The following is a 25,048-nucleotide window of genomic DNA, read 5'->3' as shown; positions in this document are numbered from 1 at the left end:
CCCACAATTCATCCCCGGGCCATCCACACGGACTCCCCACACCGGTTTGCGCGGAGACCTGCGCGGACAGGACCTTGTGCACAGAATTCACAGGACCTACTACTACTGCTTGATTCTCTTCGAAGATCTTCTTCTGAAGACAGGTTCTGTGGAGAGGAGTCGTTCACAGTCCATCCAGAGACGCTCGAGCCACGCTCGGACATGAACCGCCTCCGGCTTTCAACTTCTCGCCGGAGGGCCTACGGTGGGCATCTGTCCGCTGTTCGCACGAACACAGCGGCAAGGCGATGTGTCTACGGAGAGGATCAGCCCAGCGATGGAGCTCGGGAGCATGAAGTTTCGGGTCGCCCGGGAAGACTTTGCGGATTCCGTCGCGTGGGTGGCACGAAGTCTCCCCTCGAGGCCTCCCGTCCCGGTGCTCGGTGGTGTCCTGATCTCCGCGGACGAGCAGGGACTGACCATCTCCGGCTTCGACTACGAGGTTTCCGCGCAGGTTCGGATCTCGGCCGAGGTCTCGGACCCCGGCCAGGCACTGGTGTCGGGCAAGCTCCTCGCGGACATCACGCGGTCCCTCCCGGCCAAGCCGGTCGATCTGATCGTCGACGGCGCCCGCGTGCTGATCACGTGTGGCAGCGCGAAGTTCTCCCTGCCGACGATGCCGGTCGAGGACTACCCGCAGCTGCCGGAACTGCCGCAGCAGACCGGGTCCCTGCCCGTCGACGTGTTCTCCGAGGCCATCAGCCAGGTCGCCGTCGCGGCAGGCAAGGACGACACCCTGCCGATGCTGACCGGCATCCGGGTCGAGATCGAGGGCACGAACGTCGTGCTCGCGGCCACCGACCGGTTCCGGCTCGCGGTCCGGCAGATCGAGTGGACGCCCACCAACCCGGACACCAGCGCGGCGGTGCTCATCCCCGCGAAGACACTCTCCGAGGTTGCGAAATCTCTTGGTGGAGGATCGAACTCACCGGTCGAGCTGGCCTTCGGCGCCGGATCCTCGGTCGGAACCGAGGGGCTTCTGGGCATCGTAGGTGAGGGCCGGCGGACCACCACCCGGCTCCTCGACGCCGAATTCCCCAAGTTCCGGCAGTTGCTGCCGCCCGAGCACACCGCGGTCGCGACGGTCGAGGTCACCCCGCTCGTCGAGGCGATCAAGCGTGTCGCACTGGTCGCCGAGCGCGGCGCCCAGGTCCGGATGCAGTTCACCGAGGACGGTCTGCTGCTCGCCGCCGGTGGCGAGGACGCCGGCCGCGCGGAAGAGGCCCTCGAGGCGCAGTTCCAGGGTGAGCCGCTGACCATCGCGTTCAACCCGGCCTATCTGGCCGAGGGACTGTCGTCGCTGCACAGCGACCGCGTCACGTTCGGATTCACCACCCCGAGCCGGCCCGCGGTGCTGCGTCCGGCTGCCGAGGAGGAGCCGCAACCGTCCGAGAGCGGGACGTTCCCCGCACCGGACAGCGACTACACCTACCTGTTGATGCCCGTCCGCCTGCCGGGCTGACGACAGCTCGCCGCTCGCCGTCGCACTGTCCGTTTTCGACCGAAGGGAACCACCGGATGCAACTCGGACTGGTCGGCCTCGGCAAGATGGGTTACAACATGCGCGAGCGGCTGCGCAACCACGGGCACGACGTCGTCGGATACGACCCACGTCCGGAGGTCTCGGACGTCGCGTCGCTGTCGGATCTCGCCGCTGCACTCGAGGCACCGCGGGTGGTGTGGGTGATGGTCCCGTCCGGGCACGTCACCCACGAGACGATCGTCGAGCTCGCGGACGTCCTCGAGGGCGGTGACCTGGTCGTCGACGGAGGAAACTCGCGTTTCACGGAAGACCGCCCGCACGCGGATCTGTTGGGCCACACCGGAATCGGATTCCTCGACTGTGGTGTGTCCGGCGGGGTCTGGGGTCTCGAGAGCGGCTACGGGTTGATGGTCGGCGGTGCGGACGCCGACGTCGCCCGGGTGATGCCGATCTTCGACGCACTGCGGCCGGAGGGGGAACGGGCCGACAGTTTCGTCCACGCCGGACCGGTCGGTGCCGGGCACTACGCGAAGATGATCCACAACGGTGTGGAGTACGGCCTCATGCACGCCTACGCCGAGGGATACGAACTGCTCGAGGCGGAGGACCTGGTCACCGACGTGCCGGCGGTGCTGCGAGCCTGGACGAAGGGCACCGTCGTCCGGTCCTGGCTGCTGGATCTGCTGGTCAAGGCCCTCGAGGAGGATCCCGAGTTGGCCGAGATCTCCGGGTACACCCAGGACTCCGGCGAGGGGCGGTGGACCGTCGAGGAAGCGATCAACCACGCCGTGCCGGCACCGGTCATCTCCGCGGCGTTGTTCGCGCGGTTCGCCTCGCGCCAGTCCGACTCGCCCGCGATGAAGGCCGTCTCCGCTCTGCGAAACCAGTTCGGTGGCCATGCCGTGCAACGGATTTCGGAATCCGGGTAGCGTGTCCTGAGTTGTTCGTCCGCAAGTTCACCCTCCGCAATTTCCGCTCGTGGGACGCCGTCGCCCTCGAACCGGGTCCGGGAATCACCCTGTTCCTCGGGCCGAACGGGCACGGCAAGACCAACCTGCTCGAGTCGCTCGGCTATCTGGCGACGCTGTCCTCGCACCGGGTCTCGACCGACGCCCCGCTGATCCGCGCCGGCGCCACCGCGGCGCAGATCGGGGCCGTGGTCGTCAACGATTCCCGCGAACTCGCGATCGACCTCGAGATCAACGACGGCCGGGCGAACCGGGCCCGGATGAACGGGTCCCCGCTGCGCCGGCCGCGCGAGATCCTGGGCGTGCTGCGCGGTGTCCTGTTCGCGCCGGAGGACCTCTCGCTCGTCCGCGGCGACCCCGGTGACCGGAGGCGGTTCCTCGACGAACTGCTCGGCTCCCGGATACCACGGATGGCGGCCGTGCGCGCCGACTACGACAAGGTGCTGCGGCAGCGGTCGGCGCTGCTCAAGACCGCGGGGGGCGCGCTGCGTCGCGGGGCCCGCTCGAGCGACGGTGCGAGCGCGCTGGCCACGCTCGACGTCTGGGACGGACACCTGGCCGCGCACGGCGCCGAACTGCTGGCCGCGCGGATGCGCCTGGTCGCGGAACTGGGTCCGCACGTGGCCGAGTCGTACGCGCGCATCGCACCCGAGTCGCGGCCCGCGTCGATCGCGTACCGCAGCAGCCTCGGTGCGTCGATGCCGCCGGAGCTGACCGATCCGGGGCGGCAGTGGACCCGGGACGACGTCGAACTGCTCGAGGCGAGTTTCCTGAACGAACTGGCGCAGGCCCGGCCGAAGGAGATCGATCGCGGCGTGTGCCTCGTCGGCCCGCACCGCGACGACCTCGAGCTGCGGCTCGGCGACCAGCCGGCGAAGGGGTTCGCCAGCCACGGCGAGTCGTGGTCGTTCGCGCTGTCGATGCGGCTGGGGGCGTTCTCGCTGCTCCGGTCCGACGGCACCGATCCGGTGCTGATGCTCGACGACGTGTTCGCCGAGCTGGACCGCAAACGCCGGCGGGCCCTCGCCGAGGTGGCCGTCGACGCCGAGCAGGTGCTGATCACGGCGGCGGTCGCGGAGGACGTGCCCGAGGAGCTCGAGGCGACCCGGTTCGCGGTCGAGGCCGTCGACCGCCCCGACGGTCGCACGTCGACCCTGCGCTGAGCCTCCGAACGGCCCCGCCACGGCGATGAACGACAGCATTCCGGCGACAGGATCGAACGACAGTTCCGTACACGCGGATGTCGCGAGGCCGTCGACGGGCGTTCCGCCTGGGATGATCGACTCGGGAAGGGAGTGGCGATGAGTGGTGACTCGGAGCGCGCGGGCGCACCGTCCGGCGGAGGAGAGCCCGAGCTGCGCGGCATCGACCTGGCCCGGCGGGCGCTCGAGGAGGCCCGGGCCGCGGCGAAGGCCAGCGGCAAGTCGGTCGGGCAGGGCAGGTCGTCGCCGACACCCCGCTCCCGGGGGACCGGCCGGCGCGGCTGGTCCGGGGCCCGGCCCGACGCGCGCGACCCCCAACCGTTCGGGGCGCTGGCCAGCTCCGTCGCCAAGAGCCGCGGCTGGTCGTCGAAGGTCTCCGAGGGCACCGTGTTCGGGCGCTGGCCGCAGGTCGTCGGCGAGGACATCTCCGCGCACGCCGAGCCGGTCGCGTTGCGGGACGGGGTGCTCAGCGTCTCGGCGGAGTCCACCGCGTGGGCCACGCAGCTGCGGATGATGCAGGCGCAGATCCTGGCGAAGATCGCGGCCGCGGTGGGAGACGGGGTGGTCACGAGCCTGCGGATCACCGGCCCGACGGCGCCGAGCTGGCGCAAGGGGGAGCGGCACATCAAGGGTCGCGGTCCCCGGGACACCTACGGCTGAGCGGGCCCGGTCCCCTCGACCGCCGCGGGAACAGTGGGCTTGTCTATTACCCAGTGTTACAGTTACTCGAGATCACGAGTGAGTCACTGGCGACGATCCGCGGTCGCCGGAAGGGAACGACGATGGCCACCGAAACCGTCGACAGGGCCGCTGCGAGCGAACCGGACCACCTCCTGCTGCAGGCCCGCGACGTCCGATTCGACTGGTCCGACCTGCCGATGCACTGGGTCGAGGGCGATCCGTTCACCACCCACGTCCTCAATGTGATGCACATCCTGCTGCCGGCTGGGGAGGACTGGTTCGTCGAGACCTTCAAGGAGGCACTGCCCCTGATCGAGGACGAGAAGCTGCGTGACGACGTCGCCGGTTTCATCGGCCAGGAGGCGATGCACTCGCACGCGCACTCGGGTGTCCTCGGGCACCTCGCCGCGAAGGGCCTGGACACCACGCCCTACACCGAGCAGATGAACTGGCTGTTCACCACGCTGCTCGGCCCCCGGCCGCTCACCGCCGGACGCCGGGAGAACTACCTCGTCGAGCGCCTCGCGCTGATCGCGGCGATCGAGCACGTCACCGCGTTCCTCGGGGACTGGGTGCTCGGTGCCCGGGCGCTGGACTCCGCCGGGGTGCACCCCACGATGCTGGACCTGCTGCGCTGGCACGGTTCCGAGGAGGTCGAGCACCGGTCGGTGGCCTACGACGTGCTGCGCTACTTCGACAAGCGGGAGAGCCGGCGGCTGCGCACCCAGCTGGTGGCGACCCCCGTGCTGGTGTACCTGTGGGTCCGGGGAACCCGGTTCCTGATGGCGAACGATCCGGAACTCGCGCACTGGGCGCCGGGCCGTCGCCGTCCGCACTGGTCGGACTTCCGGGCGGCCGGCCGTCGGGGTGTGCTGCCGACCACGACCGACCTGGTGAAGCGGATGAGCAGGTACTTCCGTCGGGACTACCACCCCTCGCGCGAGGGGTCCACCGCGCAGGCCGTGGCGTACCTCGCCTCGTCGCCCGCCGCGCAGGCCGCCCTCCGCTGACCCCCGCACCAGGACACGAAAACGCATGCTGCCCAACATGACCGACCGAACTCGTCCGTCTCGACCCGCGGTCCCCGGCGACCTGCGCGGCCGACCGCGACGGGACCGGGTGATGACCGCGCTCGAGGCGTTCGCGAATCGATACGTCGGCGCGGTCGCCCGGCACGACTACGACCCGGGACACGCGGGCCACAATCCGGACTCGGCGCTGACCCTCGTCGTGACGGACCGTCGGATCGTGGCCGAGGACGAGCACGTCGCGGCATTGTCGTTCGGCGCCGTCGGCGGGGGTGACCTGCCGCACTGGCAGCCGGGCTGCCACCTCGACTTCCACCTGCCGTCGGGCCGGCGCCGGCAGTACTCGCTGTGCGGGGACCCGGCCGACCGGGCGCACTACACGATCGCGGTTCGGGCGATCCCCGACGGCGGTGGGGGTTCGCTGGAGATGCACGCCCTCGAGCCGGGCACGACGGTGACGGTTCGCGGTCCGCGCAACGGATTTCCGTTCGTCGGCCACGGCAGCGCGCTGTTCGTGGCCGGGGGCATCGGCATCACGCCGATCCTCGCGATGGTGCGTCAGGCCCGCGCGCTCGGGATGGACTGGCAGTTCGTGTACTCCGGTCGGTCCCGCGAGACGATGCCGTTCCTCGACGAGATCGACACCTGGGAGCGGGACCGGGTCGTGGTTCGCACCGACGACGAACACGGCTTGCCCACCGCCGCAGACCTTCTCGGCCGCGCGACCGAGGGCGGTGCGGTGTACTGTTGCGGGCCTGCGCCGATGCTCGACCTCGTGCGGACCGGCTTCGCGCACACGCTCGCCGCGTCACTGCACCTCGAAAGATTCGGCGCCCCACCGGTTCTCGATGGAGCTGCGTTCGAGGTCGAGTTGGCCCGCAGCGGTGAGGTGCTCACGGTGCCCGCCGACGAATCGATCCTGTCGGTGGTGCGGCGTCGGCAACCCGGCGTCGGCTACTCCTGCCAGCAGGGGTTCTGCGGCACCTGCAAGGTGCGGGTGCTCGCCGGCGCTCCCGAACACCGCGAGACCCGGCTGACCGCAGAGGAGCAGACCGACGAGATGCTGATCTGTGTCTCGCGTTCGGCCGGCGGCCGCCTCGTCCTCGACCTCTGACAACCCGCGACCGGCAACGAAGGAACGACGAATGAACAACGGCGCCAACGGTTTCTCATCGCCCACGACGATGGTGCGCAATGGCACGGTGGATCTCGCGGTGTTCGAGCAGGGCAATCCGGACGGCCCGACCCTGGTGCTCGTGCACGGCTGGCCGGACACGCACCAGCTGTGGGATCGGGTCGCCGAGCAGTTGCCCGATCGGTTCCGGGTCGTCACCTACGACAGCCGTGGGGCGGGCCGGTCGACCGTGCCCGCCGCGGTCGCGGACTACGACCTCGAAGTGCTCGCGACCGATCTGTTCGCGGTCATCGACGCCGTCAGCCCCGACCGTCCGGTGCACGTGCTCGCGCACGACTGGGGATCGCTCCAGGCGTGGGAGGCGGTGTGCGCGCCCGGGGCCCGGCGCCGGATCGCGTCGCTGACGTCCACGTCCGGCTGGTGCTTCGACCACCTCGGCCACTGGATGTGGCGCAACCTGCGCAACCCCACCGCGAGCGGGCTCGGGAAGGTGCTCGCCCAGACGGTGGCGTCGTTCTACGCGCTGCTCTTCCACATCCCGGTGCTCCCCGAACTGGTGACCGGCCGGGTGCTGGCGCCCCGGTGGCCGCTGTTCATCTCCCTGTTCGACCGCACGGATCCGGGGCTGGTTCGGCCGGCCCCCACGATCGGCCGGGACGCGGCCAACGGGCTGCGGCTCTACCGTGCCAACACCCGGCACCGGCTCCTGCGCCCGCGGGACCGGCGCACCGACCTGCCGGTCCAGCTGGTCGTGAACACGAGGGACAAGGCCGTGCTGCCGTTCGGGTTCGAGGAGACCGCGCGCTGGGCCTCCGACCTGCGACGCGTCGAGATCCGGGCCGGACACTGGTCGCCGATCTCGCATCCGGCCGAGCTGGCCGACGTCACCGCGGGGTTCGTCACCGACGTGATCGCGCGCGGCGGCGGTGCCGCCCCTGCGGTCGGCGGCGGTGCCGCCCCTGCGGTCGGCGGCGGTGCCGCCCCTGCGGTCGGCGGCGACGTGGCCGCAGCCAACTTCTGACGGAGCGACCCAACCCCGGTCCGGCGCGGGTCGCCGAAACTGCGTCTCCGGGCAGCTCAGGGGTGTCGCAGGCGTCCTGGTGTCCGCCGCGACCAGTAGGATGGTCGGGTACTTCGCGGTCGCGTCGCCGACCGTGCTTGCCCATGCAGGCGTGACCGAGGTGGAACGAGAAGGAGAGCACATCGCCGTGGCTGCCCAGAAGTCAGACAAGAGCACTGCAAACAAGGAGTACGGCGCATCCTCCATCACCGTCCTCGAAGGCCTCGAGGCGGTCCGCAAGCGGCCCGGCATGTACATCGGTTCCACCGGTGAGCGCGGTCTGCACCACCTGATCTGGGAGGTGGTCGACAACTCGGTGGACGAGGCGATGGCCGGCCACGCGACACGCGTCGACGTGACGTTGCTCGCCGACGGCGGCGTCGAGGTCGTCGACGACGGCCGCGGCATCCCCGTCGCGATGCACGCCTCCGGTGTGCCCACCGTCGAGGTCGTGCTCACCCAGCTGCACGCGGGCGGCAAGTTCGACTCCGACGCGTACGCGGTCTCCGGCGGTCTGCACGGCGTCGGCATCTCGGTGGTGAACGCGCTGTCGACGAAGCTCGAGGTCGAGATCGACAACGACGGGCACCACTGGTACCAGACCTACACCGATGCCAAGCCCGGCGAACTCGTCAAGGGCGAGGCCACCAGCCGCACCGGCACCACGGTCCGATTCTGGGCCGACCCGAACATCTTCGAGACCACCACGTACAACGCCGAGACCGTCGCCAGACGACTCCAGGAGATGGCGTTCCTGAACAAGGGCCTGACGATCACGCTCACCGACGAGCGGATCAGCGACGCCGAGGTCGCCGCGGACGAGGAATACGACGCCGGCGAGCACAAGACGCCGGAGGTCCAGTCGGTCCGGACCCGTACGTACCACTACCCGGGCGGGCTCGAGGACTATGTCCGGCACATCAACCGCACCAAGCAGGCGATCCACAATTCCGTCGTCGGGTTCACCGCGAAGGGGACCGGCCACGAACTCGAGGTCGCGATGCAGTGGAACTCCGGCTACTCGGAGTCGGTGCACACGTTCGCGAACACGATCAACACCCACGAGGGCGGTACGCACGAGGAGGGCTTCCGTGCCGCGCTGACCTCGGTGGTGAAGAAGTACGCCAAGGACAAGAAGCTGGTCAAGGACAAGGATCCGGAGCTCAGCGGCGACGACATCCGCGAGGGTCTGGCCGCGATCATCTCGGTCAAGGTCGGCGAGCCGCAGTTCGAGGGTCAGACGAAGACCAAGCTCGGCAACACCGAGGTCAAGTCGTTCGTGCAGAAGGCGTGCAACGAGCACCTCGCGCACTGGTTCGAGGCGAACCCGGCGGACGCGAAGACCATCGTCAACAAGGCCGTCTCGTCGGCACAGGCGCGGACCGCGGCACGCAAGGCCCGCGAGCTGGTGCGTCGCAAGAGCGCCACCGACATCGGCGGCCTGCCCGGCAAGCTGGCGGACTGCCGGTCCAACGATCCGAGCAAGTCCGAGATCTACATCGTCGAGGGCGACTCCGCCGGTGGCTCGGCCAAGTCGGGCCGCGACTCGATGTACCAGGCGATCCTGCCGCTGCGCGGCAAGATCATCAACGTCGAGAAGGCCCGCATCGACCGCGTTCTGAAGAACGCCGAGGTGCAGTCGATCATCACCGCGTTCGGCACCGGCATCCACGACGAGTTCGACATCGCCAAGCTGCGCTACCACAAGATCGTGTTGATGGCCGACGCCGACGTCGACGGCCAGCACATCTCGACCCTGCTGATGACGCTGCTGTTCCGTTTCATGCGCCCGCTGATCGAGCACGGCCACGTCTATCTGGCGATGCCTCCGCTCTACAAGCTCAAGTGGCAGCGGACCGAGCCGGAGTTCGCCTACTCCGACCGGGAGCGGGACGGGCTGCTCGAGGCCGGTCTCGCGTCCGGCAAGAAGATCAACAAGGACGACGGCATCCAGCGCTACAAGGGTCTCGGTGAGATGAACGCCAAGGAGCTGTGGGAGACCACGATGGACCCGTCGGTGCGCGTGCTCCGGCAGGTAACGCTCGACGACGCGGCGGCGGCCGACGAACTGTTCAGCGTCCTGATGGGTGAGGACGTCGAGGCACGCCGCAGCTTCATCACCCGTAATGCGAAGGATGTCCGGTTCCTGGACGTCTGACGCGCCGACCGGCCGCACCCGTGCGGAAGTGTGACCTTTGACACACTTCCGCACGGGTGCGTCGGTTGTCGTGTGGAGTCGGTGTGACGTGACGGTACCGATGTGACAGCTGGTACGTGCGGGTGCGAATGAGGGCGGGAACGCGGCCGCTGTTGATAACGACACGATAACGATTTGGGTACATTCGCACTTCTGATGAGGGTGCGGAGCCTTTAGACTCCGGTACCGCCCAGACGTCTGTTCTCGGCGCCCCTCAGCACTCGGTCGGGGAGTGCGGTGCGAGTCGGCAGTCTCGTACCGGGCCTGGGTGGAAAGTGAGCGTTGGAGAGATGAAGACACAAGCGCCACGATTGTGGAACCTCGAAGGCTGGGGACTGCGCTGGAAGGTCACCGCAGTTCTCGCGATTCCGCTCACCGTCGCGATGGTGCTCGGTGGACTGCGCGTCCAGGACGAGCTCAGCCTGGCCGTGCACTTCAGCACGGCCGCGGACCAGGTCGCGGACGTGCCCGACATCGTCAAGCTGGGTACGGACTTCGGTCTGGCGTCCGCCGGCTACTCGGTCGGCGCCCTGATGCCCGAGGACCTCAAGGGACTGGCCAACTCGATCGACCGGGTTCGCGCGGCGGCCGACAACTCCGAGCTGCCCCCGGCCATCGCCGCCCAGCTGCGCACCTCCCTCGATGCGATCGTGAAGATCCAAGCCGAGATGGAGTCGGGTGCGCCGGTGCGCCCCGACCTCCCGGCGCAGACCTCCGCGATTCGCAGCGACATGATCAAGGTCATCGACGACATCGTCGCGCCGATCGAGGACCCCGCCGTCATCACCGCTCACACCCACCTCGTCGACGCCTGGTCCGCTCAGCGCCGGCTCGCCGACCAGGTCACCGGTGCGCTCGCCCTGCTCAAGAACCCGAACGCGCCGCTCACGGACCTGATCACGGCGTCCGGCGGGGAGATCGCGATGATCGACTCGCTGGCCCGCTCCTTCCCGAGCGCGGTGGGCCGGCTGGACACCCTGCGCGACGCGGTGCACACGCGACTCGACATGGTCGACGCCGCGCACGGCGGCCAGCTTCCGCTGCTCGAACTGCGCGCGTCCCTGGTCGACAGCGTCGCCACCTACAGCGCTCTCGTCGCGGAGGCGTCGGACTCCATCTCGTCCACCGTCTCCCAGCGGGCCGACGAGACCCGATCGGCGGCCCTCCGCGACGCCGCGATCGTCCTCGCGACCCTGCTTGCGGCGTTGGTGCTGGCGCTGCTCGTCTCCCGCTCGCTGGTCGGCCCGATCCGCCGCGTCCGGTTCGGGGCGCTGCAGGTGGCGCGACAGGATCTGCCGGACGCGATCGACCGGGTCATGGCCGGCGACCCGACCGCGGTCAAGGACTTCGAGCCCGTCCCGGTCCACACCACCGAGGAGATCGGGCAGCTCGCCCGCGCCGTCGACGACATCCACGGCCAGGCCCTCAAGCTGGCCGGCGAGCAGGCGAGCCTGCGCCTGCAGATCGGCGACATGTTCGAGACGCTCGCCCGCCGCTCCAAGTCGCTGGTCGACCAGCAGCTCGCGCTGATCGAGAACCTCGAGTTCGAGGAGAAGGACCCCAAGCGCCTCGAGAGCCTGTTCCGCCTCGACCATCTCGCTGCCCGCATGCGCCGCAACGGCGACAACCTCCTGATCCTCTCGGGCACGCAGGCCCGACGCGTCCATTCGGCCCCGGTCCAGCTCGGTGACCTCGTCCGCGCGGCGATGTCCGAGGTCGAGGACTACCAGCGTGTCCAGGTCGGCTCCACGCCGTACGGTTCGCTCGACGGGAGTGTCGCGACCGACATCGTGCACCTGCTCGCCGAGCTCGTCGACAACTCGCTGCGGGCGTCCCCGCCGGACACCCGAGTGCGCATCTCGTTCGCGCGGGCCGTGGACGGCGGTGTCCTCGTCGAGGTCGCCGACGACGGTATCGGCATCCCGGCCGCGAACCTCGCGGAGATCAACGAGCGGCTCGCGTCCGGTGGTCAGGTCGGCCCCGAAACCGCCCGGCACATGGGACTTTTCGTGGTCAGTCGGCTCGCGGAGCGGCACGGTCTGACGGTCCGGCTGCGTCGCACGCAGGGCGCCGCCGGTGGCCACGGCATCACCGCCAGCCTCCACCTGCCTGCGACCCTGCTCCAGTCGACCACCGACATGGAGTTCACCGGCCCACAGCAGCGGGTGGACACGGCCGGTCTGCCGCAGGTGACCGTCGTCCAGTCCGGTGCGATGCCGCAGCTCGTGGCGGACCCCACCCCGTCCGCGCCCTACCGACTGGCGCCGGCCCCCGCCCGTGCCCCGGAACCGAGCGCGGCACCGGCCGAGCCGACGCCGGCCGAGCCGACGCCGGCCGAGCCGACGCCCGCTCCGAGTCCGTCGCCGGCGGCCGGTCTGCCGCAGCGTGTGCCCGGCGCGACGCCCGGACTGCCGCAGCGGACACCCGGGAACAACGGGGCGCCGCGGCCCACGGCACCACCGGTGCCCACAGCCGAGGTGGTACCGCCCGCGGCCCCGGCCGTGCCGGTCACCTCCGGGCGGCACCAGCCCGGACAGCCCGGGACGGACACCCCCGAGACCCCGTCCGAACCCACCCGGCACCGGTACCGCAGCAACGCGGCGAGGACCGCGGCGTTCTTCCAGAACCGGCCCAATCCGGCTGCGACACAGGACGTCACGAGCACCGGAACGCCGATCTTCTCGGACATGGTGTCCGACTGGTTGACGGACCCGACCACCGAGAGCGACTCGCCGGCGCTGCGCGAATGGTCGTCGCCCGCCGACGCGGGGTGGGCCGCGGCCGGCCGCGCGAGTGACGCCCCGGTCGACAGCCGCACCGACTCCGGTCTGCCGCAACGCATGCCGGGACGCCGGCTGGTCCCGGGTGGTGTCGACTCGGCGCAGACCCGGACGCGCCTGCGCGATCCCGAGGCCGTCCGTGAGAACCTCAGCCGCCACCAAAAGGGAATTCGCGAGGGCCGCGCCGCCGGCCACGCTGAACGCAACAGCTACGGAGGAGACAGATGAGTAGCGATCACGTGTCCGACGGCCATCCACTGGACTGGCTGGTCTCGAACTTCGCCCGCGACGTCCAGGGCGTCACCCACGCGGTGCTCGTGTCCGCGGACGGTCTGCTGATGGCGTCGAGCGCCCATCTGCCGACCGACCGCGCCGAACAGCTCGCGGCCGTCACGTCCGGTCTCGCCAGCCTCTCGGCCGGGGTGTCCAGCCTGTTCGACGGCGGCGGGGTCCTGCAGTCGGTCGTCGAGATGCAGCACGGCTACCTGCTGCTGATGAGCGTCGGTGACGGCTCGCACCTCGCGGCGTTGACGTCCGCCGGCTGCGACATCGGCCAGGTCGGTTACGAGATGGCCCTGCTCGTCGACCGCGTGGGCGCCTCCGTCCAGGCGGTGCCGCGCACGTCGATCGGCACATGAACCGGAGCACGCGATGAACGATCCGCACGCGAACAGCGCGCACGACGGGACTGCGGCCGGACCGAACCTGGTGCGGCCCTACTCGCTGACCTCGGGACGGACCAGACCCGCGGTCGAACTGGCCCTCGAGGCGTTGATCCAGGCGTTGCCGGACCCCGAGAACCGGACACTCGAACTCGGTGACGTCGAGGCGGCGATCGTGGCATTGTGCGCACAGTCCCCGTCGGTGGCCGAGATCGCGGCCCGGGTCGGCGTGCCCATCGGCGTCGCCCGGGTGCTCGTCGCGGACCTCGTCGAGGCCGGTCACGTCCGGATCCTCGCAACCCTTCACGACGATTCGAGCGACAGCGAGCGCCGTGAACTGATCGAAAGGGTCCTCGGTGGACTTCGCAAGCTCTGATCCCCGGCGTGGCCGGGTGACCTCGACCAAGATCGTCGTCGCCGGCGGTTTCGGTGTCGGCAAGACCACCCTCGTCGGGGCCGTCTCGGAGATCGTCCCGCTGCGGACCGAGGCGATGGTCACCAACGCCTCGGACGGGGTCGACAACCTCTCCGCCACGCCGCAGAAGGCCACCACGACGGTGGCCATGGACTTCGGGCGGATCAGCCTCGCCGACGACCTGGTGCTGTACCTGTTCGGCACGCCGGGCCAGAACCGTTTCTGGTTCATGTGGGACGACCTGATCCGTGGCGCGATCGGGGCGATCGTGCTGATCGACACCCGCCGCCTCGACGAGTCGTTCGCGGCCGTGGACTTCTTCGAAGCCCGGGGCCTGCCGTTCCTGGTCGCGGTCAACGAGTTCGACGACGCGCCGCGCTACCCGGTCGAGGAGATCCGCCAGGCCCTCGCGGTGTCGGCGGACGTCCCGATCATGTCCATCGACGCGCGCAACCGTGAATCCGCGAAGACCGCGCTCGTGACCGTCACCGAATACGCCCTGCGGCGGCTCGGGCAAACGGTCGCCTGACACCGGACCCCAGCAGTCCGGCCACCTCGAACGGCCCACCACACCGAAGGCGGAGACCACCATGTCGGACGAAGTGCACCACCTGTCGATGGGGATCTGGGTGGTCTTCCTCGCCCTCGCGACGGCGGCGATCGGTTCGTACGTCGGGATCGCCTGTGCCCGCCGCGCCGCCTATGCGGCGAGCCGGCAGCGGCTCTGGATGCTGCTGGCCGCGTTGGCGATCGGTGGCACCGCGTTCTGGCTCTCGAACATCGTGACGATGGCCGGGTTCTCGGTCGACGGCAGCGCCATCCGGTTCGACTCGACGCGCGTGGTCGCGTCGCTGTTCCTGTGCATGGCGGCCGCGCTCGTCGGGCTGTTGATCAGCACGCCGCGCGAGGCCGTGGAGTCGCGCCCGAGCACCGATGCCGTGATCGTCAGGCTGATGTCCGCGGCGGTGGTGATGGGTCTGGGCCTGACCTTGGGGTACTACTTCGCGATGAAGGCGATCGAGGTGCAGGGACGGACCTACATGGACGGCGCCCTGATCGCGGTCGCGGCGGTGATCGCCGTGCTCGCCTCGCTCGGTGTGCTGTGGATGGCCAGCGCCGACGTGTCCCGGCCCGTCCTGGCCGGCGGCTCGCTCGCGGTCGCGGTGGCCCCGGTGCTGATGCACATGGCGATGATGGCGGCGCTGCGGGTGCGGCTGGACCCGACCGCGACGATCCCGGCGGGCTCCGAGGTGTTCGCGATCCTGTTCCCGGCGTTCGTGGTCAGCATGCTGATCCTCATCGTGCCGATCGTCGCGCTGCTGATGGCCCCGGACCGTGCCACCGCCGAACTCGAGGCCCAGGCCCAGGCGTGGGTGCAGCAGGAGGCCCAACAGCGGCAGCACTGACCGCCTCGGTCAGGCCGCGGTCGCGACAACCCGCGACGGCTGCCGGTTCCGGCTGACCAGCACCTATAGACTTGGGTGGTTGTGCGGCGCACGGGGTCGGGAACGAGTGCTCCCGACGCCGACCGCCGGCCCGGGTCCGCGGGCTCTGCCCAGGACCGTCGCACCCGGCACCACCGAAGCTGAGAAGAAGAGGAGCCGATGACTGACACCACGTTGCCACCGGAGGAACCGGGGCACGACCGCGTCGAGCCGGTGGACATCCAGCAGGAGATGCAGTCCAGCTACATCGACTACGCGATGAGCGTGATCGTGGGCCGCGCCCTGCCGGACGTGCGTGACGGTCTCAAGCCCGTGCACCGACGCGTGCTGTACGCGATGTACGACAACGGCTACCGGCCGGACCGCGGTTACGTGAAGTCCGCCCGCCCGGTCGCCGACACGATGGGTAACTACCACCCGCACGGCGACTCCTCCATCTACGACACCCTCGTGCGCATGGCGCAGCCCTGGTCGCTGCGCTACCCGCTCGTCGACGGCCAGGGCAACTTCGGCTCCCGCGGCAACGACGGCGCCGCCGCGATGCGGTACACGGAGTGCCGGCTGACGCCGCTGGCGATGGAGATGCTGCGGGAGATCGACCACGAGACGGTCGACTTCGCACCGAACTACGACGGCAAGACGCAGGAACCGACGGTCCTGCCGAGCCGCATCCCGAACCTGCTGATCAACGGCTCGAACGGCATCGCCGTCGGCATGGCCACCAACATCCCGCCGCACAACCTGCGCGAGGTCGCGGAGGCCATCTACTGGGCGCTCGAGCACCACGACGCCGACGAGGAGGCGACCCTCGAGGCCGTCATGGAACGGGTCAAGGGACCCGACTTCCCGACCGCCGGCCTGATCGTCGGCGGCCAGGGCATCTCGGACGCGTACCGCACCGGCCGCGGGTCCGTCCGGATGCGCGGCGTGGTGGAGATCGAGGAGAACGCCAAGGGTCAGACCACGATCGTCATCACCGAGCTGCCCTACCAGGTCAACACCGACAACTTCATCAACGCGATCGCCGAGCAGGTCAAGGACGCGAAGATCGCCGGGATCTCCGACATCCACGACGAGTCCTCGGACCGTGCCGGCCTGCGCATCGTCGTCACCGTCAAGCGGGACGCGGTCGCGAAGGTGGTGCTCAACAACCTCTACAAGCACACCCAGCTGCAGACCACGTTCGGCTGCAACATGCTCTCGATCGTCGACGGGGTGCCGCGCACGCTGCGCCTCGACCAGATGATCCGGTTGTACGTGGCCCACCAGCTCGAGGTCATCGTCCGGCGCACCCGGTACCTGCTGCGCAAGGCCGAGGAGCGGGCCCACATCCTGCGCGGCCTGGTCAAGGCGCTCGACGCCCTCGACGAGGTCATCGCGCTGATCCGCGCCTCCCAGACGGTCGACATCGCCCGTGCCGGGCTGATGGAACTGCTCACCGTCGACGAGATCCAGGCCGACGCGATCCTCGCGATGCAGCTGCGCCGCCTCGCCGCTCTCGAGCGGCAGAAGATCGTCGACGAACTCGCCGAGATCGAGCGCGAGATCGCCGACTACCAGGACATCCTGGCCCGGCCCGAGCGGCAGCGCGCGATCGTCCGCGACGAGCTGAAGGAGATCGTCGACAAGTACGGCGACGACCGCCGCACCCGGATCATCGCCGCGGACGGCGACGTCGCCGACGAGGACCTGATCGCCCGCGAGGACGTCGTCGTCACGATCACCGAGACCGGATACGCCAAGCGCACCAAGACCGACCTGTACCGCTCGCAGAAGCGCGGCGGCAAGGGAGTCAAGGGCGCCGAGCTCAAGCAGGACGACCTGGTCAGGCACTTCTTCGTCACCTCCACCCACGACTGGCTGCTGTTCTTCACGACCAAGGGCCGGGTGTACCGGGCCAAGGCGTACGAGCTGCCCGAGGCCGGGCGCACGGCGCGCGGTCAGCACGTCGCCAACCTGCTCGCGTTCCAGCCCGACGAGCGGATCCAGGGCGTGATCCGGCTGCAGTCCTACGAGGATGCGCCGTACCTGGTGCTCGCCACCCGCAACGGCCTGGTCAAGAAGTCCAAGCTGTCGGACTTCGACTCGAACCGCTCGGGCGGCATCGTCGCGATCAACCTGCGCGGCGAGGACGAGCTGGTCGGCGCGGTGCTCTGCTCCGCGGACGACGACCTGCTGCTCGTGTCGGAGCAGGGCCAGTCGATCCGGTTCTCCGCCACCGACGAGGCGCTGCGCCCGATGGGTCGCGCGACGTCCGGTGTGCAGGGCATGCGATTCAACGGGGACGACGCGCTGCTGTCGCTCAACGTCGTGAAGGAGGGCACGTACCTGCTGGTCGCGACCTCCGGCGGCTACTCCAAGCGCACCCCGATGGAGGACTACCCCGTTCAGGGCCGCGGCGGCAAGGGCGTGCTGACGATTCAGTACGACGCCAAGCGTGGCACCCTGGTCGGGGCGCTCATCGTCGACGACGACGACGAGCTCTACGCCATCACCTCCGGCGGGGGTGTGATCCGCACGGCGGCCAAGCAGGTACGCAAGGCCGGCCGTCAGACCAAGGGCGTGCGGTTGATGAACCTCGGGGACGGTGACACGCTGCTCGCGATCGCGCGCAACGCCGACGAACCCGAAGAGTCCGACGCCGCCGCGACCGATGCACCGAAGGAGTCGTAAGTGAGCACTCCCCAGCAGCCCGGCAGCGACCGGCCGGCACCGACCGGTCCTGCCGCACCGGCCGAGGGGACCCGTCCGAACGGGACCGCGCCGGGGCCGACCCCGCCGCCGGCGCCCGCCTCGAACGGGTCCGCGGCACCGGCCGCGGCCGCCGGACCTGCGCCGGCGGGTACCCCGGCCCCCGCTCCGGGGTCGCCGCAGGCCGCGAAGGCGCCCGCGCCGACACCGCCGGCGTCCGACGCGCCGAAGGCGGGTCCCGTGGACAAGGCATCCGTGGGGGAGACCCCGAAGCCCCCGCAGGGCCGGCCGGAGGCGGCGCCGACCGCCGAGGCCGCACGCACGCCGGCGTCCGGTGCACCCACCGCCCAGCCGCCCGCCGCCGGAGCGCCGAAGCCCGCCGAGAAGCCGGCGGCGACCGCGCCGGGCGCGCCGGCGGCACCCGCCGGCGGCGCACCGGCACCGAAGAACGGAGCGGCCACCCCGCCGGCCGCCGGCAACACCCGCCCCACCCCGCAGGCGGGCACCGGGCCCGCCCCGCAGGGGGCCGGGCCCGCCGCGCCGGCCAACGGCAAGACGGTCCCGCCGGCCGCCCAGCGTCCCGGTGGTCCGGCCACCTCGGCGCCGGGGCAGCGCCAGGCCGGTGCCCAGACGCCGCCGTGGCAGCGCGGCAGCCAGAACCCGGCACCGGGCAAGCCCGTGACGCCGCCGGCCGCCGCGAAGACCGCGGCCGTGCCCGCGGCCGCGTCGGTTCCGAACCGGCAGGCGCCCGGCCAGCGACCCGTCGCCGATCCGGCCCGCGCCGCCCAGAAGCAGGCCGCGCAGACGAAGGCCGCGGTGATCGACGGGCCGACCCGGCACATCGACCGCGAGGACCTGGCCAAGGATCTGCCGGACCTGTCGGAGCTCAAGCACCCGACCCCGGTCGAGCCGGCTCCGGGTGCCGCCCCGAGCAAGAAGCCGTCCGTCCTGCTCGCGGCGACGACCCCGGTCGGCGACCCGCTGCGGGCGTCCGTGCAGGTTCGCAAGATCGACCCGTGGTCCACGCTGAAGGTGGCAGCGGTCCTGTCGGTCGCGATGTTCTTCGTGTGGATGTTCGCTGTCGGGTTCCTGTACATCGTGCTCGACGGCATGGGCGTGTGGGACCGGCTGAACAACGCCTTCACCGACATCGTGTCCGAGTCCTCGGACAGCGGGCTGGTGTCGGCCGGCCAGGTGTTCGGGTACTCGGCGTTGATCGGCGGCATCAACATCGTGTTGTTCACCGCGCTCGCGACCATCGGTGCGTTCATCTACAACCTCTGCACCGACCTCGTCGGCGGTGTCGAGGTGACGTTGGCGGACCGGGACTGACTGTCCGCTCGCGACGGGTCTGACTGTCCGCTCGCGACGGGTCTGACTGTCCGCTCGCGGACGTGACTGACCTGGTCTTTCGGTTCCCCACCGACCCGATTTTGGCGGCTGCGGGTCGGTGGGGTAATCTCATGCCTCGGTTCGAGAGACACGATCTCCCGGGCCGGACACGGGCCTATAGCTCAGGCGGTTAGAGCGCTTCCCTGATAAGGAAGAGGTCGGAGGTTCAAGTCCTCCTAGGCCCACTCCCCGTGCCGACGAAGGGTTCGAGCATGAAGATTCTGCTGGTCGTCGCGACCGCCGCGGCAGTAATCCTCGGACTCACCAGGCTGCGATCGCAGCATCGCAGTGAGGACGTCTGGCACGAGGTCACCAGCCGCTGACGCGGACGGGGCCTTAGCTCAGTTGGTAGAGCGCTGCCTTTGCAAGGCAGATGTCAGGAGTTCGAATCTCCTAGGCTCCACAACCCGATTCGATTGTCACGAGAAACCCCGCACCCATCCGGTGCGGGGTTTTCTCGTTTCCGGCCCGGATCGGTGACCGAGGTCGCCCCGGCTCGGCGGCACGTTCCCTGTGGATATGTGAACAACTCTGTGTAGCAATCAGTTTCGCCTCGCAACTGTTCACGGTGCGGTCACGGAACGGGCACGTGGAGGACTCCGGGGACACCAACGGGTCACGATCCGGCCACTTACCGGGCGCTCAGTGCTGTGCTACCGTCCCTTCGGTCTGTTACCAGGGGTAACAGTAAAGGTCTCCTCGGGGGTGGAACGTGAAGACGGACGTGCGGACGACGGCACAGACCCGGATGGCGAAACGAGTCGCGGTCGCCGCCGCCGCGGCGGTGGGCATCGCCACGGCGGCGACGGCACAGGCGAGCGCGGCGCCGGACTTCTACGCGACCCCCGAGTCGCTGCCGTCCGCCCCCGGCGAACTCGTGCGCTCCGAGCCCGCGGCGCTCGCCGTGCGTGTTCCCGGCACCGCCGGCGGGTTCCCGGCCGACGCGACCCGGATCATGTATCGCACCGCCGATGCCAACGACGTGCCGATCGCCGTCACCGGCACCTACCTGGACCCGCAGGTGCCGTGGACCGGGGCGGGGGAGCGGCCCCTGGTCAGCCTCGCCGTGGGCACCCACGGTCAGGGCGACCAGTGCGCGCCGTCGAAGCAGTTCGAGCGGCTCGTCACGATCGACGGGCACCTCGCGCCGATGCTCGAGTACGAGGCCATCGCCGTCAACACCCTGCTCCTGCGCGGGATCGCCGTCGTCGTCACCGACTACGAGGGGCTCGGCACCGCCGGAATCCACACGTACGTCAACCGGGTGTCCGAGGCGCACGCGGTCGTCGACGCCGCCCGGGCCGCGCAGTCGCTGCCGGACACCGCGATCACCCGGAACGGCCCGGTCGGGTTCTGGGGCTACTCACAGGGTGGCGGCGCGGCGGCGGCCGCCGCCGAACTGGCGCCCACGTACGCACCGGAACTCGACGTCAAGGGCACCTACGCGGGCGCGCCGCCGGCGGACCTGACGGCGACGCTGCGCGAGATCGACGGGTCGGCGCTCACCGGCGCGGTCGGCTACGCGATCAACAGCCTCGTGCAGGCGTATCCGCAGCTGCGGCCCACGATCGACGCCGAGGTCAACGACCGCGGCCGGGAGATGCTCGCGCGGGTCGCCGAGCAGTGCGTCGCCGAGACCGCGGCGGCGTTCGGATTCCAGAGGACCAGCGACCACACCCGCACCGGTGAGCCGTTGGCCGTCGTGCTCGACCGGCTGCCGCTGGCCAAGGATCTCCTCGACCGGCAGCGGATCGGCCGGCTGACGCCGTCGGCGCCGGTCCTGGTCCAGTCCGGCATCCACGACGACATCGTGCCGTTCGGTCAGGCGCGGCAGCTCGCCGCCGACTGGTGCAGCCGCGGTGCCACCGTCCAGTTCTCCGAGAACGCGCTGCCCGAGCTCGGGCCCGGCCTCGCGGTCAATCACGCCGCTCCGTTGCTCCTGGGCCTGCCGGAGGCGGCCCAGTTCCTGACGGACCGGTTCAACGGGGTGCCGACCGGCGGCAACTGCTGACCCCGCCCGACGACACGGGCCCGGCACCACGTCGGTGCCGGGCCCGTTCCACGTGAAACCAAATTGCCTACGATTCGACTGCTTCGAGGTCGCGCAGGCTCGGCGGCTGGTCGGCGACCTGTTCCGGCTCGGCGTGGCGGCGTCGCCAGACCACGACCCCGGCGACGGCCGCGGCGCCGAGCGCCCCGAACACCACGAACCTGCGCACCCGACGGCCGCGGTGCGACGGGGCGACGGCCGCGATCACCGTCTCCTCGTCGACAACCGGCGCGACACCGGACTCCGCGGCCCGGGCCAGCGCCGACTGCGCCAACGCACATCCCTGACTCAGCAGGTACCCGCCGACCACCGCGCCGCCCCTCGCGAGGCTGCCGGTGCCCTTCGCGACACCGATCGCGGTCGCCTTCGCGAGCCGCAGCGCGGGCCCGGACCTCGGGATCGTCAGCGTGATGGACTCGTGTTCGGCATCGATGTCGACAGGTGCCGGGACGGATGTCTGCTTCGTCGCGCGCGTCATCTGTCCACTGTCGCACATGTCCCGAGTGTGTGAATGGCACCGCAGCGGCGTGTGAATGGCACGATGGAGGGCGTGAGCACACCGAATCAGACCGCAACCGCAACGCTGCACACCAACCGCGGCGACATCCAGATCGCCCTGTTCGGCAACCACGCGCCGAAGACGGTCGCCAACTTCGTCGGACTCGCCGACGGATCCGGCGGCTACAAGACGCAGAACGCGAAGGGCGAGACGTCCGGACCGTTCTACGACGGCGCCGTCTTCCACCGCGTCATCTCCGGCTTCATGATCCAGGGCGGCGACCCGACCGGCACCGGCCGCGGCGGCCCGGGCTACCAGTTCGCCGACGAGTTCCACCCCGAGCTCCAGTTCGACCGCGGCTACCTGCTGGCGATGGCGAATGCGGGTCCGGGCACCAACGGCTCCCAGTTCTTCATCACCGTCGGCGCGACCCCGCACCTGAACCGGCGCCACACGATCTTCGGTGAGGTCGTCGACCCCGAGTCGCGGAAGGTCGTCGACGCGATCGCGACCACCGCCACCGATCGCGCCGACCGCCCGGTCGAGCCGGTCGTGATCAACAGCATCACCATCTCCTGATCGGTCGACGAGATGACGAACCCCGGTTGGGGCGGTGGACCCGGCGACGGAACCCCGCTCCAACCGCGGTGCGTGCGACACCCGGACCGCCCGACCGGGCTGTCCTGCACGCGCTGCGGACGTCCCGCCTGCCCCGACTGCCTGCGACCCGCCTCGGTCGGGCAGCACTGCGTCGACTGCATCGCCGCTGACAACCGCAACACCGCGGCCGTGCGCACCGTCGCCGGTGCTCCGGTCCGTGCCGGCCTCCCGACCCCGATCGTCACGTACGTCCTGATGGGGATCAACGTGCTGGTCTTCCTCGTGACCGCGGTGCAGGCGAAGTCCCTGCTCGACAACGGTCGCGGCCTGATCAACCCGTTCACCGGCGCGGCCGTCTTCGACTCGCAGTTGTTCGGCCGGTGGGTGCTCTCCCCGATCGATGTCGCCAACGGCGACTGGATGCGGCTGCTCGGCAGCGGATTCCTGCACTTCGGCCTGCTGCACCTGGCCGTCAACATGTTCGCGCTCTACATCCTCGGCCGGGACACCGAGCTGGTCCTGGGCCGGTCCCGGTACGTGGCCGTCTACCTGATCTCGCTGCTCGGCGGATCGGCCGCGGTGATGGCCTTGAGCGGGGACGGCTTCACCGCCGGTGCCTCCGGGGCGATCTTCGGCATCATGGGCGCGCAGGCGGTCATCCTGCTCAAACTGCGCCGCAGCCCGGCGCCGATCGTCGCGGTGATCGCGATCAACGTGGTCATCAGCCTCACGCTGCCCGGCATCTCGTTCTGGGGGCACTTCGGCGGGCTCGCCGCCGGTGCCGCCGCCACCGCCGCGCTGCTCTACGCGCCGCAGTGGTTCGGTGCCGGACAGGACCGCGTCAAGGCCGTCCGGATCGGCTGGATCGGGCTCGGTGTGGTCGCGGTCGGCACGCTGGGCGTGGTCGGCCTGCGGGTCGCACAGCTGCGCAGCGAGTACGGGCTGTAGCGGACCGGCGTCGAACCCCGCCCCGACGGGTCAGGTGCGGTCGCGTTCCGGCGGCACCAGGCCGCGGGCGTTGAGAGCCTCGAACACGGTGGTCGGGTCGGCCCCGAGATCCCAGCGCCCGAACACGAGCAGCCGGTCGTCGTCGGATCCGGGCGGCCGGACGTCGATCTCGAGCATCGGCACCCGGCGACCGAACCGCGGATACCGCACGATGCGGACGCGACGCAGCTCGGAGCGGTCCACGTCGAGCCGGCCCCGCAGTCGCCGGAACGTGATGCCGCGGTTGCCGTCGAGGACGGCCAGGCGCGGTCGCTGCCGCGCCCCGAGCGCGGTCACGACCAGCAGACCCAGGGCGGCGAGGCCGATCAGGAGCCGACCGGCCGGGTCCGCGGGCAGCGCGACCGCGGCCAGCGCCATCGCCACCCCGCCGATCCCGGTCGCGGTCAGCGCCGCGGTCGGGGTGGACCACTGGGGATCGTGCACCGGTACTCCCGAGGTTGTCCACAGGGTTTATCCACAGTGGGGATGAATGACATGTGTGTGATTGACGGCGGTTGATGCGGAGAATCCGCAGGTCACCGCCACCGCATCGTCATGATCAGGCCCGCGACCATGAATCCGAAGCCGATCAGGAAGTTGTATGCCCCCAGGTTGTTGATGAACGAGATCTGGTCCGCCGCGAGGTAGTACACGATCAGCCAGGCCAGTCCGACCAGCATCAGTCCCAACATCACCGACACGTACAACGTGCTCGACGGACCGGCCTTCACCTTGACGGGAGTGCGGCTCGCGGGGTTGATGGTGTAGTCGGTCTTCTTCCGGACCTTCGACTTCGGCATGACGTCCTCGGATGGTGTGGCCAGGGCAGCCGGCCCTGTGGATGAACAGTGTGCGGTCGGCGTCGTCCCCGACGCCTACCAGGTAGATTCGAGCCTACGGTAGCCGGACACCCGCCGACTCGGCGCCGAACCGCCTCGGGGACCGCACCCGGAGGTACCCGACCCGGCCCGGAGGTTCCTCGCATGACCGAACCCGCCCGCCGGTCCCGGCTGTGGATCGTGTGCGTGCCGATCGTGTGTCTGGTCGCGGGCCTGCTGTTCGCCACCACCCGCGAGGTGTCCGCCGGAAACGAGTTGCGCCGCGGAGACACCACCCGGTTGTCGGACCTGGTGCGGGCCGCCCAGTCCGACCTGGACCGCGTCACCGCGGACCGCGACGGGCTCGCCGCCCAGGTGGATGCGCTGCAGGCCCGGGCCGCGCACTCCGACACCGGTGTCGCATCCGTTCTCGACCGGGTGGGCGCGCTGGAAGCCGAGGCGGGGCTGGCGGCTGCCAGCGGCCGCGGCGTCACCGTCACCCTCACCGACGCGCCGCGCGACTCCGACGGCAACTATCCGGCCGGCGCCCGTCCGGACGATCTCGTCGTCCACCAGCAGGACGTGCAGTCGGTGCTCAACGCGTTGTGGGCCGGCGGCGCGACCGCGATCGGGATGCAGGACCAGCGGGTCGTCGCGACCACCGCGCCCCGCTGCATCGGCAACACCCTGCTGCTGCACGGTCGCACGTACAGCCCGCCGTACGTGCTGACCGCGCTCGGGGATCCGGGCCCGCTGACGGCCGCGTTGGACGCCGAGCCGGGCGTGCGGTTGTTCAAGCAGTACGCCGTCCGGTACGGACTCGGCTACGAGCAGAGTGCCGCGACGTCGCTGACGGTGCCCGCCTACGACGGACAGATGCGAACCAAGTTCGCCCGGTAGATCCCGGCCGCATATC

23 protein-coding genes and 2 tRNA genes are annotated in these 25,048 nt (G+C 70.2%); 22 read left to right on the top strand and 3 right to left on the bottom strand.

Going from position 1 to position 25,048, the window contains the following annotated elements:
• The first annotated feature begins 316 nt into the window (after positions 1 to 316).
• The 19 genes from dnaN (at position 317) to ABD951_RS19595 (ending at position 21,189) form a co-directional block, all read left to right on the top strand.
• Complete coding sequence (gene dnaN, locus ABD951_RS19685) at positions 317 to 1,501, top strand: DNA polymerase III subunit beta (RefSeq protein ID WP_345348848.1); 1,185 nt, start codon at positions 317 to 319, stop codon at positions 1,499 to 1,501.
• Positions 1,498 to 2,451: a phosphogluconate dehydrogenase (NAD(+)-dependent, decarboxylating) gene (gene gnd / locus ABD951_RS19680; protein ID WP_345349036.1), complete on the top strand. Its 954-nt coding sequence runs from the start codon at positions 1,498 to 1,500 to the stop codon at positions 2,449 to 2,451. The genes dnaN and gnd overlap by 4 nt, the downstream gene beginning before the upstream one ends.
• An 11-nt stretch (positions 2,452 to 2,462) precedes the next feature.
• Positions 2,463 to 3,653: a DNA replication/repair protein RecF gene (gene recF / locus ABD951_RS19675; protein ID WP_345348845.1), complete on the top strand. Its 1,191-nt coding sequence runs from the start codon at positions 2,463 to 2,465 to the stop codon at positions 3,651 to 3,653.
• Positions 3,654 to 3,791: 138 nt separating this feature from the next.
• A complete protein-coding gene (locus tag ABD951_RS19670) occupies positions 3,792 to 4,352 on the top strand; it encodes a DUF721 family protein (protein ID WP_345348842.1) in 561 nt (186 codons plus the stop codon).
• A 122-nt stretch (positions 4,353 to 4,474) separates the two neighbouring features.
• Positions 4,475 to 5,383 carry a metal-dependent hydrolase gene (locus ABD951_RS19665; RefSeq protein ID WP_345348839.1) on the top strand — a complete coding sequence of 303 codons (909 nt, stop codon included), beginning with the start codon at positions 4,475 to 4,477 and terminating at the stop codon, positions 5,381 to 5,383.
• A 37-nt stretch (positions 5,384 to 5,420) separates the two neighbouring features.
• Entirely contained in the window at positions 5,421 to 6,515 is a 1,095-nt protein-coding gene (locus tag ABD951_RS19660; protein ID WP_345348836.1) for a PDR/VanB family oxidoreductase, read from the top strand.
• A 31-nt stretch (positions 6,516 to 6,546) separates the two neighbouring features.
• Complete coding sequence (locus ABD951_RS19655) at positions 6,547 to 7,557, top strand: alpha/beta fold hydrolase (RefSeq protein ID WP_345348833.1); 1,011 nt, start codon at positions 6,547 to 6,549, stop codon at positions 7,555 to 7,557.
• Between the two features lie 187 nt (positions 7,558 to 7,744).
• A complete protein-coding gene (gene gyrB, locus ABD951_RS19650; RefSeq protein WP_345349033.1) occupies positions 7,745 to 9,754 on the top strand; it encodes a DNA topoisomerase (ATP-hydrolyzing) subunit B in 2,010 nt (669 codons plus the stop codon).
• Positions 9,755 to 10,083: 329 nt separating this feature from the next.
• Complete coding sequence (locus ABD951_RS19645; RefSeq protein ID WP_345348830.1) at positions 10,084 to 12,801, top strand: sensor histidine kinase; 2,718 nt, start codon at positions 10,084 to 10,086, stop codon at positions 12,799 to 12,801.
• The gene (locus ABD951_RS19640) at positions 12,798 to 13,211 is read left to right on the top strand and encodes a roadblock/LC7 domain-containing protein (protein WP_345348827.1); all 414 of its coding nucleotides are present in this window, start codon (positions 12,798 to 12,800) and stop codon (positions 13,209 to 13,211) included. Before ABD951_RS19645 ends, ABD951_RS19640 begins: the two co-directional genes overlap by 4 nt.
• Before the next feature lie 13 nt (positions 13,212 to 13,224).
• Positions 13,225 to 13,611 carry a DUF742 domain-containing protein gene (locus ABD951_RS19635; protein WP_345348824.1) on the top strand — a complete coding sequence of 129 codons (387 nt, stop codon included), beginning with the start codon at positions 13,225 to 13,227 and terminating at the stop codon, positions 13,609 to 13,611.
• A 16-nt stretch (positions 13,612 to 13,627) separates the two neighbouring features.
• Entirely contained in the window at positions 13,628 to 14,179 is a 552-nt protein-coding gene (locus tag ABD951_RS19630) for a GTP-binding protein (protein ID WP_345348821.1), read from the top strand.
• A gap of 61 nt (positions 14,180 to 14,240) precedes the next feature.
• The gene (locus tag ABD951_RS19625) at positions 14,241 to 15,056 is read left to right on the top strand and encodes an MHYT domain-containing protein (RefSeq protein ID WP_345348818.1); all 816 of its coding nucleotides are present in this window, start codon (positions 14,241 to 14,243) and stop codon (positions 15,054 to 15,056) included.
• Between the two features lie 198 nt (positions 15,057 to 15,254).
• The gene (gyrA, locus tag ABD951_RS19620) at positions 15,255 to 17,768 is read left to right on the top strand and encodes a DNA gyrase subunit A (RefSeq protein WP_345348815.1); all 2,514 of its coding nucleotides are present in this window, start codon (positions 15,255 to 15,257) and stop codon (positions 17,766 to 17,768) included.
• A complete protein-coding gene (locus ABD951_RS19615) occupies positions 17,769 to 19,118 on the top strand; it encodes a DUF3566 domain-containing protein (protein WP_345348812.1) in 1,350 nt (449 codons plus the stop codon).
• A gap of 171 nt (positions 19,119 to 19,289) precedes the next feature.
• A tRNA-Ile gene (locus ABD951_RS19610) sits at positions 19,290 to 19,363 on the top strand.
• Positions 19,364 to 19,390: 27 nt separating this feature from the next.
• Complete coding sequence (locus ABD951_RS19605; protein WP_345348810.1) at positions 19,391 to 19,501, top strand: DLW-39 family protein; 111 nt, start codon at positions 19,391 to 19,393, stop codon at positions 19,499 to 19,501.
• A 7-nt stretch (positions 19,502 to 19,508) separates the two neighbouring features.
• Positions 19,509 to 19,581: transfer RNA gene (locus ABD951_RS19600), tRNA-Ala, on the top strand.
• A gap of 345 nt (positions 19,582 to 19,926) precedes the next feature.
• Positions 19,927 to 21,189, top strand: coding sequence for a lipase family protein (locus ABD951_RS19595; RefSeq protein WP_425569896.1), 1,263 nt, complete (start codon positions 19,927 to 19,929; stop codon positions 21,187 to 21,189).
• 67 nt (positions 21,190 to 21,256) lie between these two features.
• On the opposite strand, the gene ABD951_RS19590 is transcribed toward ABD951_RS19595, so the two are convergent.
• Positions 21,257 to 21,706 carry a hypothetical protein gene (locus tag ABD951_RS19590; protein WP_345348804.1) on the bottom strand — a complete coding sequence of 150 codons (450 nt, stop codon included), beginning with the start codon at positions 21,704 to 21,706 and terminating at the stop codon, positions 21,257 to 21,259.
• Between the two features lie 63 nt (positions 21,707 to 21,769).
• Between ABD951_RS19590 and ABD951_RS19585 the strand changes: the two genes are divergently transcribed.
• Positions 21,770 to 22,306, top strand: coding sequence for a peptidylprolyl isomerase (locus ABD951_RS19585; RefSeq protein WP_345348801.1), 537 nt, complete (start codon positions 21,770 to 21,772; stop codon positions 22,304 to 22,306).
• Between the two features lie 12 nt (positions 22,307 to 22,318).
• Complete coding sequence (locus ABD951_RS19580; RefSeq protein WP_345348798.1) at positions 22,319 to 23,275, top strand: rhomboid family intramembrane serine protease; 957 nt, start codon at positions 22,319 to 22,321, stop codon at positions 23,273 to 23,275.
• A gap of 30 nt (positions 23,276 to 23,305) precedes the next feature.
• Here ABD951_RS19580 and ABD951_RS19575 read toward each other — a convergent pair whose 3' ends face one another.
• Positions 23,306 to 23,758, bottom strand: coding sequence for a PH domain-containing protein (locus ABD951_RS19575; protein ID WP_345348795.1), 453 nt, complete (start codon positions 23,756 to 23,758; stop codon positions 23,306 to 23,308).
• A gap of 92 nt (positions 23,759 to 23,850) precedes the next feature.
• Entirely contained in the window at positions 23,851 to 24,114 is a 264-nt protein-coding gene (gene crgA, locus ABD951_RS19570; protein WP_345348792.1) for a cell division protein CrgA, read from the bottom strand.
• A gap of 183 nt (positions 24,115 to 24,297) precedes the next feature.
• Here crgA and ABD951_RS19565 point away from each other — a divergent pair, with 183 nt between their 5' ends.
• Positions 24,298 to 25,032, top strand: a complete 735-nt coding sequence (locus ABD951_RS19565) for a DUF881 domain-containing protein (RefSeq protein WP_345348789.1) — start codon at positions 24,298 to 24,300, stop codon at positions 25,030 to 25,032.
• Positions 25,033 to 25,048: the final 16 nt, after the last annotated feature.

Source organism: Rhodococcus olei (genome assembly GCF_039540555.1).
In the GTDB taxonomy this organism is placed as follows: Bacteria; Actinomycetota; Actinomycetes; order Mycobacteriales; family Mycobacteriaceae; genus Rhodococcus_G; species Rhodococcus_G olei.
Note: the sequence above shows the minus strand (reverse complement) of the source record. Positions and strands in the feature narration are given on the sequence as shown.

Bases quoted from the DNA above. Each gene is read 5' to 3' on its own strand.
- dnaN (WP_345348848.1), top strand. From the start codon at position 317: ATGGAGCTCGGGAGCATGAAGTTTCGGGTCGCCCGGGAAGACTTTGCG.
- ABD951_RS19670 (WP_345348842.1), top strand. From the start codon at position 3,792: ATGAGTGGTGACTCGGAGCGCGCGGGCGCACCGTCCGGCGGAGGAGAG.
- ABD951_RS19665 (WP_345348839.1), top strand. From the start codon at position 4,475: ATGGCCACCGAAACCGTCGACAGGGCCGCTGCGAGCGAACCGGACCAC.
- ABD951_RS19660 (WP_345348836.1), top strand. From the start codon at position 5,421: ATGACCGACCGAACTCGTCCGTCTCGACCCGCGGTCCCCGGCGACCTG.
- ABD951_RS19655 (WP_345348833.1), top strand. From the start codon at position 6,547: ATGAACAACGGCGCCAACGGTTTCTCATCGCCCACGACGATGGTGCGC.
- ABD951_RS19645 (WP_345348830.1), top strand. From the start codon at position 10,084: ATGAAGACACAAGCGCCACGATTGTGGAACCTCGAAGGCTGGGGACTG.
- ABD951_RS19640 (WP_345348827.1), top strand. From the start codon at position 12,798: ATGAGTAGCGATCACGTGTCCGACGGCCATCCACTGGACTGGCTGGTC.
- ABD951_RS19635 (WP_345348824.1), top strand. From the start codon at position 13,225: ATGAACGATCCGCACGCGAACAGCGCGCACGACGGGACTGCGGCCGGA.
- ABD951_RS19625 (WP_345348818.1), top strand. From the start codon at position 14,241: ATGTCGGACGAAGTGCACCACCTGTCGATGGGGATCTGGGTGGTCTTC.
- gyrA (WP_345348815.1), top strand. From the start codon at position 15,255: ATGACTGACACCACGTTGCCACCGGAGGAACCGGGGCACGACCGCGTC.
- ABD951_RS19605 (WP_345348810.1), top strand. From the start codon at position 19,391: ATGAAGATTCTGCTGGTCGTCGCGACCGCCGCGGCAGTAATCCTCGGA.
- ABD951_RS19595 (WP_425569896.1), top strand. From the start codon at position 19,927: ATGGCGAAACGAGTCGCGGTCGCCGCCGCCGCGGCGGTGGGCATCGCC.
- ABD951_RS19590 (WP_345348804.1), bottom strand. From the start codon at position 21,706: ATGACGCGCGCGACGAAGCAGACATCCGTCCCGGCACCTGTCGACATC.
- ABD951_RS19585 (WP_345348801.1), top strand. From the start codon at position 21,770: ATGGAGGGCGTGAGCACACCGAATCAGACCGCAACCGCAACGCTGCAC.
- ABD951_RS19580 (WP_345348798.1), top strand. From the start codon at position 22,319: ATGACGAACCCCGGTTGGGGCGGTGGACCCGGCGACGGAACCCCGCTC.
- crgA (WP_345348792.1), bottom strand. From the start codon at position 24,114: ATGCCGAAGTCGAAGGTCCGGAAGAAGACCGACTACACCATCAACCCC.
- ABD951_RS19565 (WP_345348789.1), top strand. From the start codon at position 24,298: ATGACCGAACCCGCCCGCCGGTCCCGGCTGTGGATCGTGTGCGTGCCG.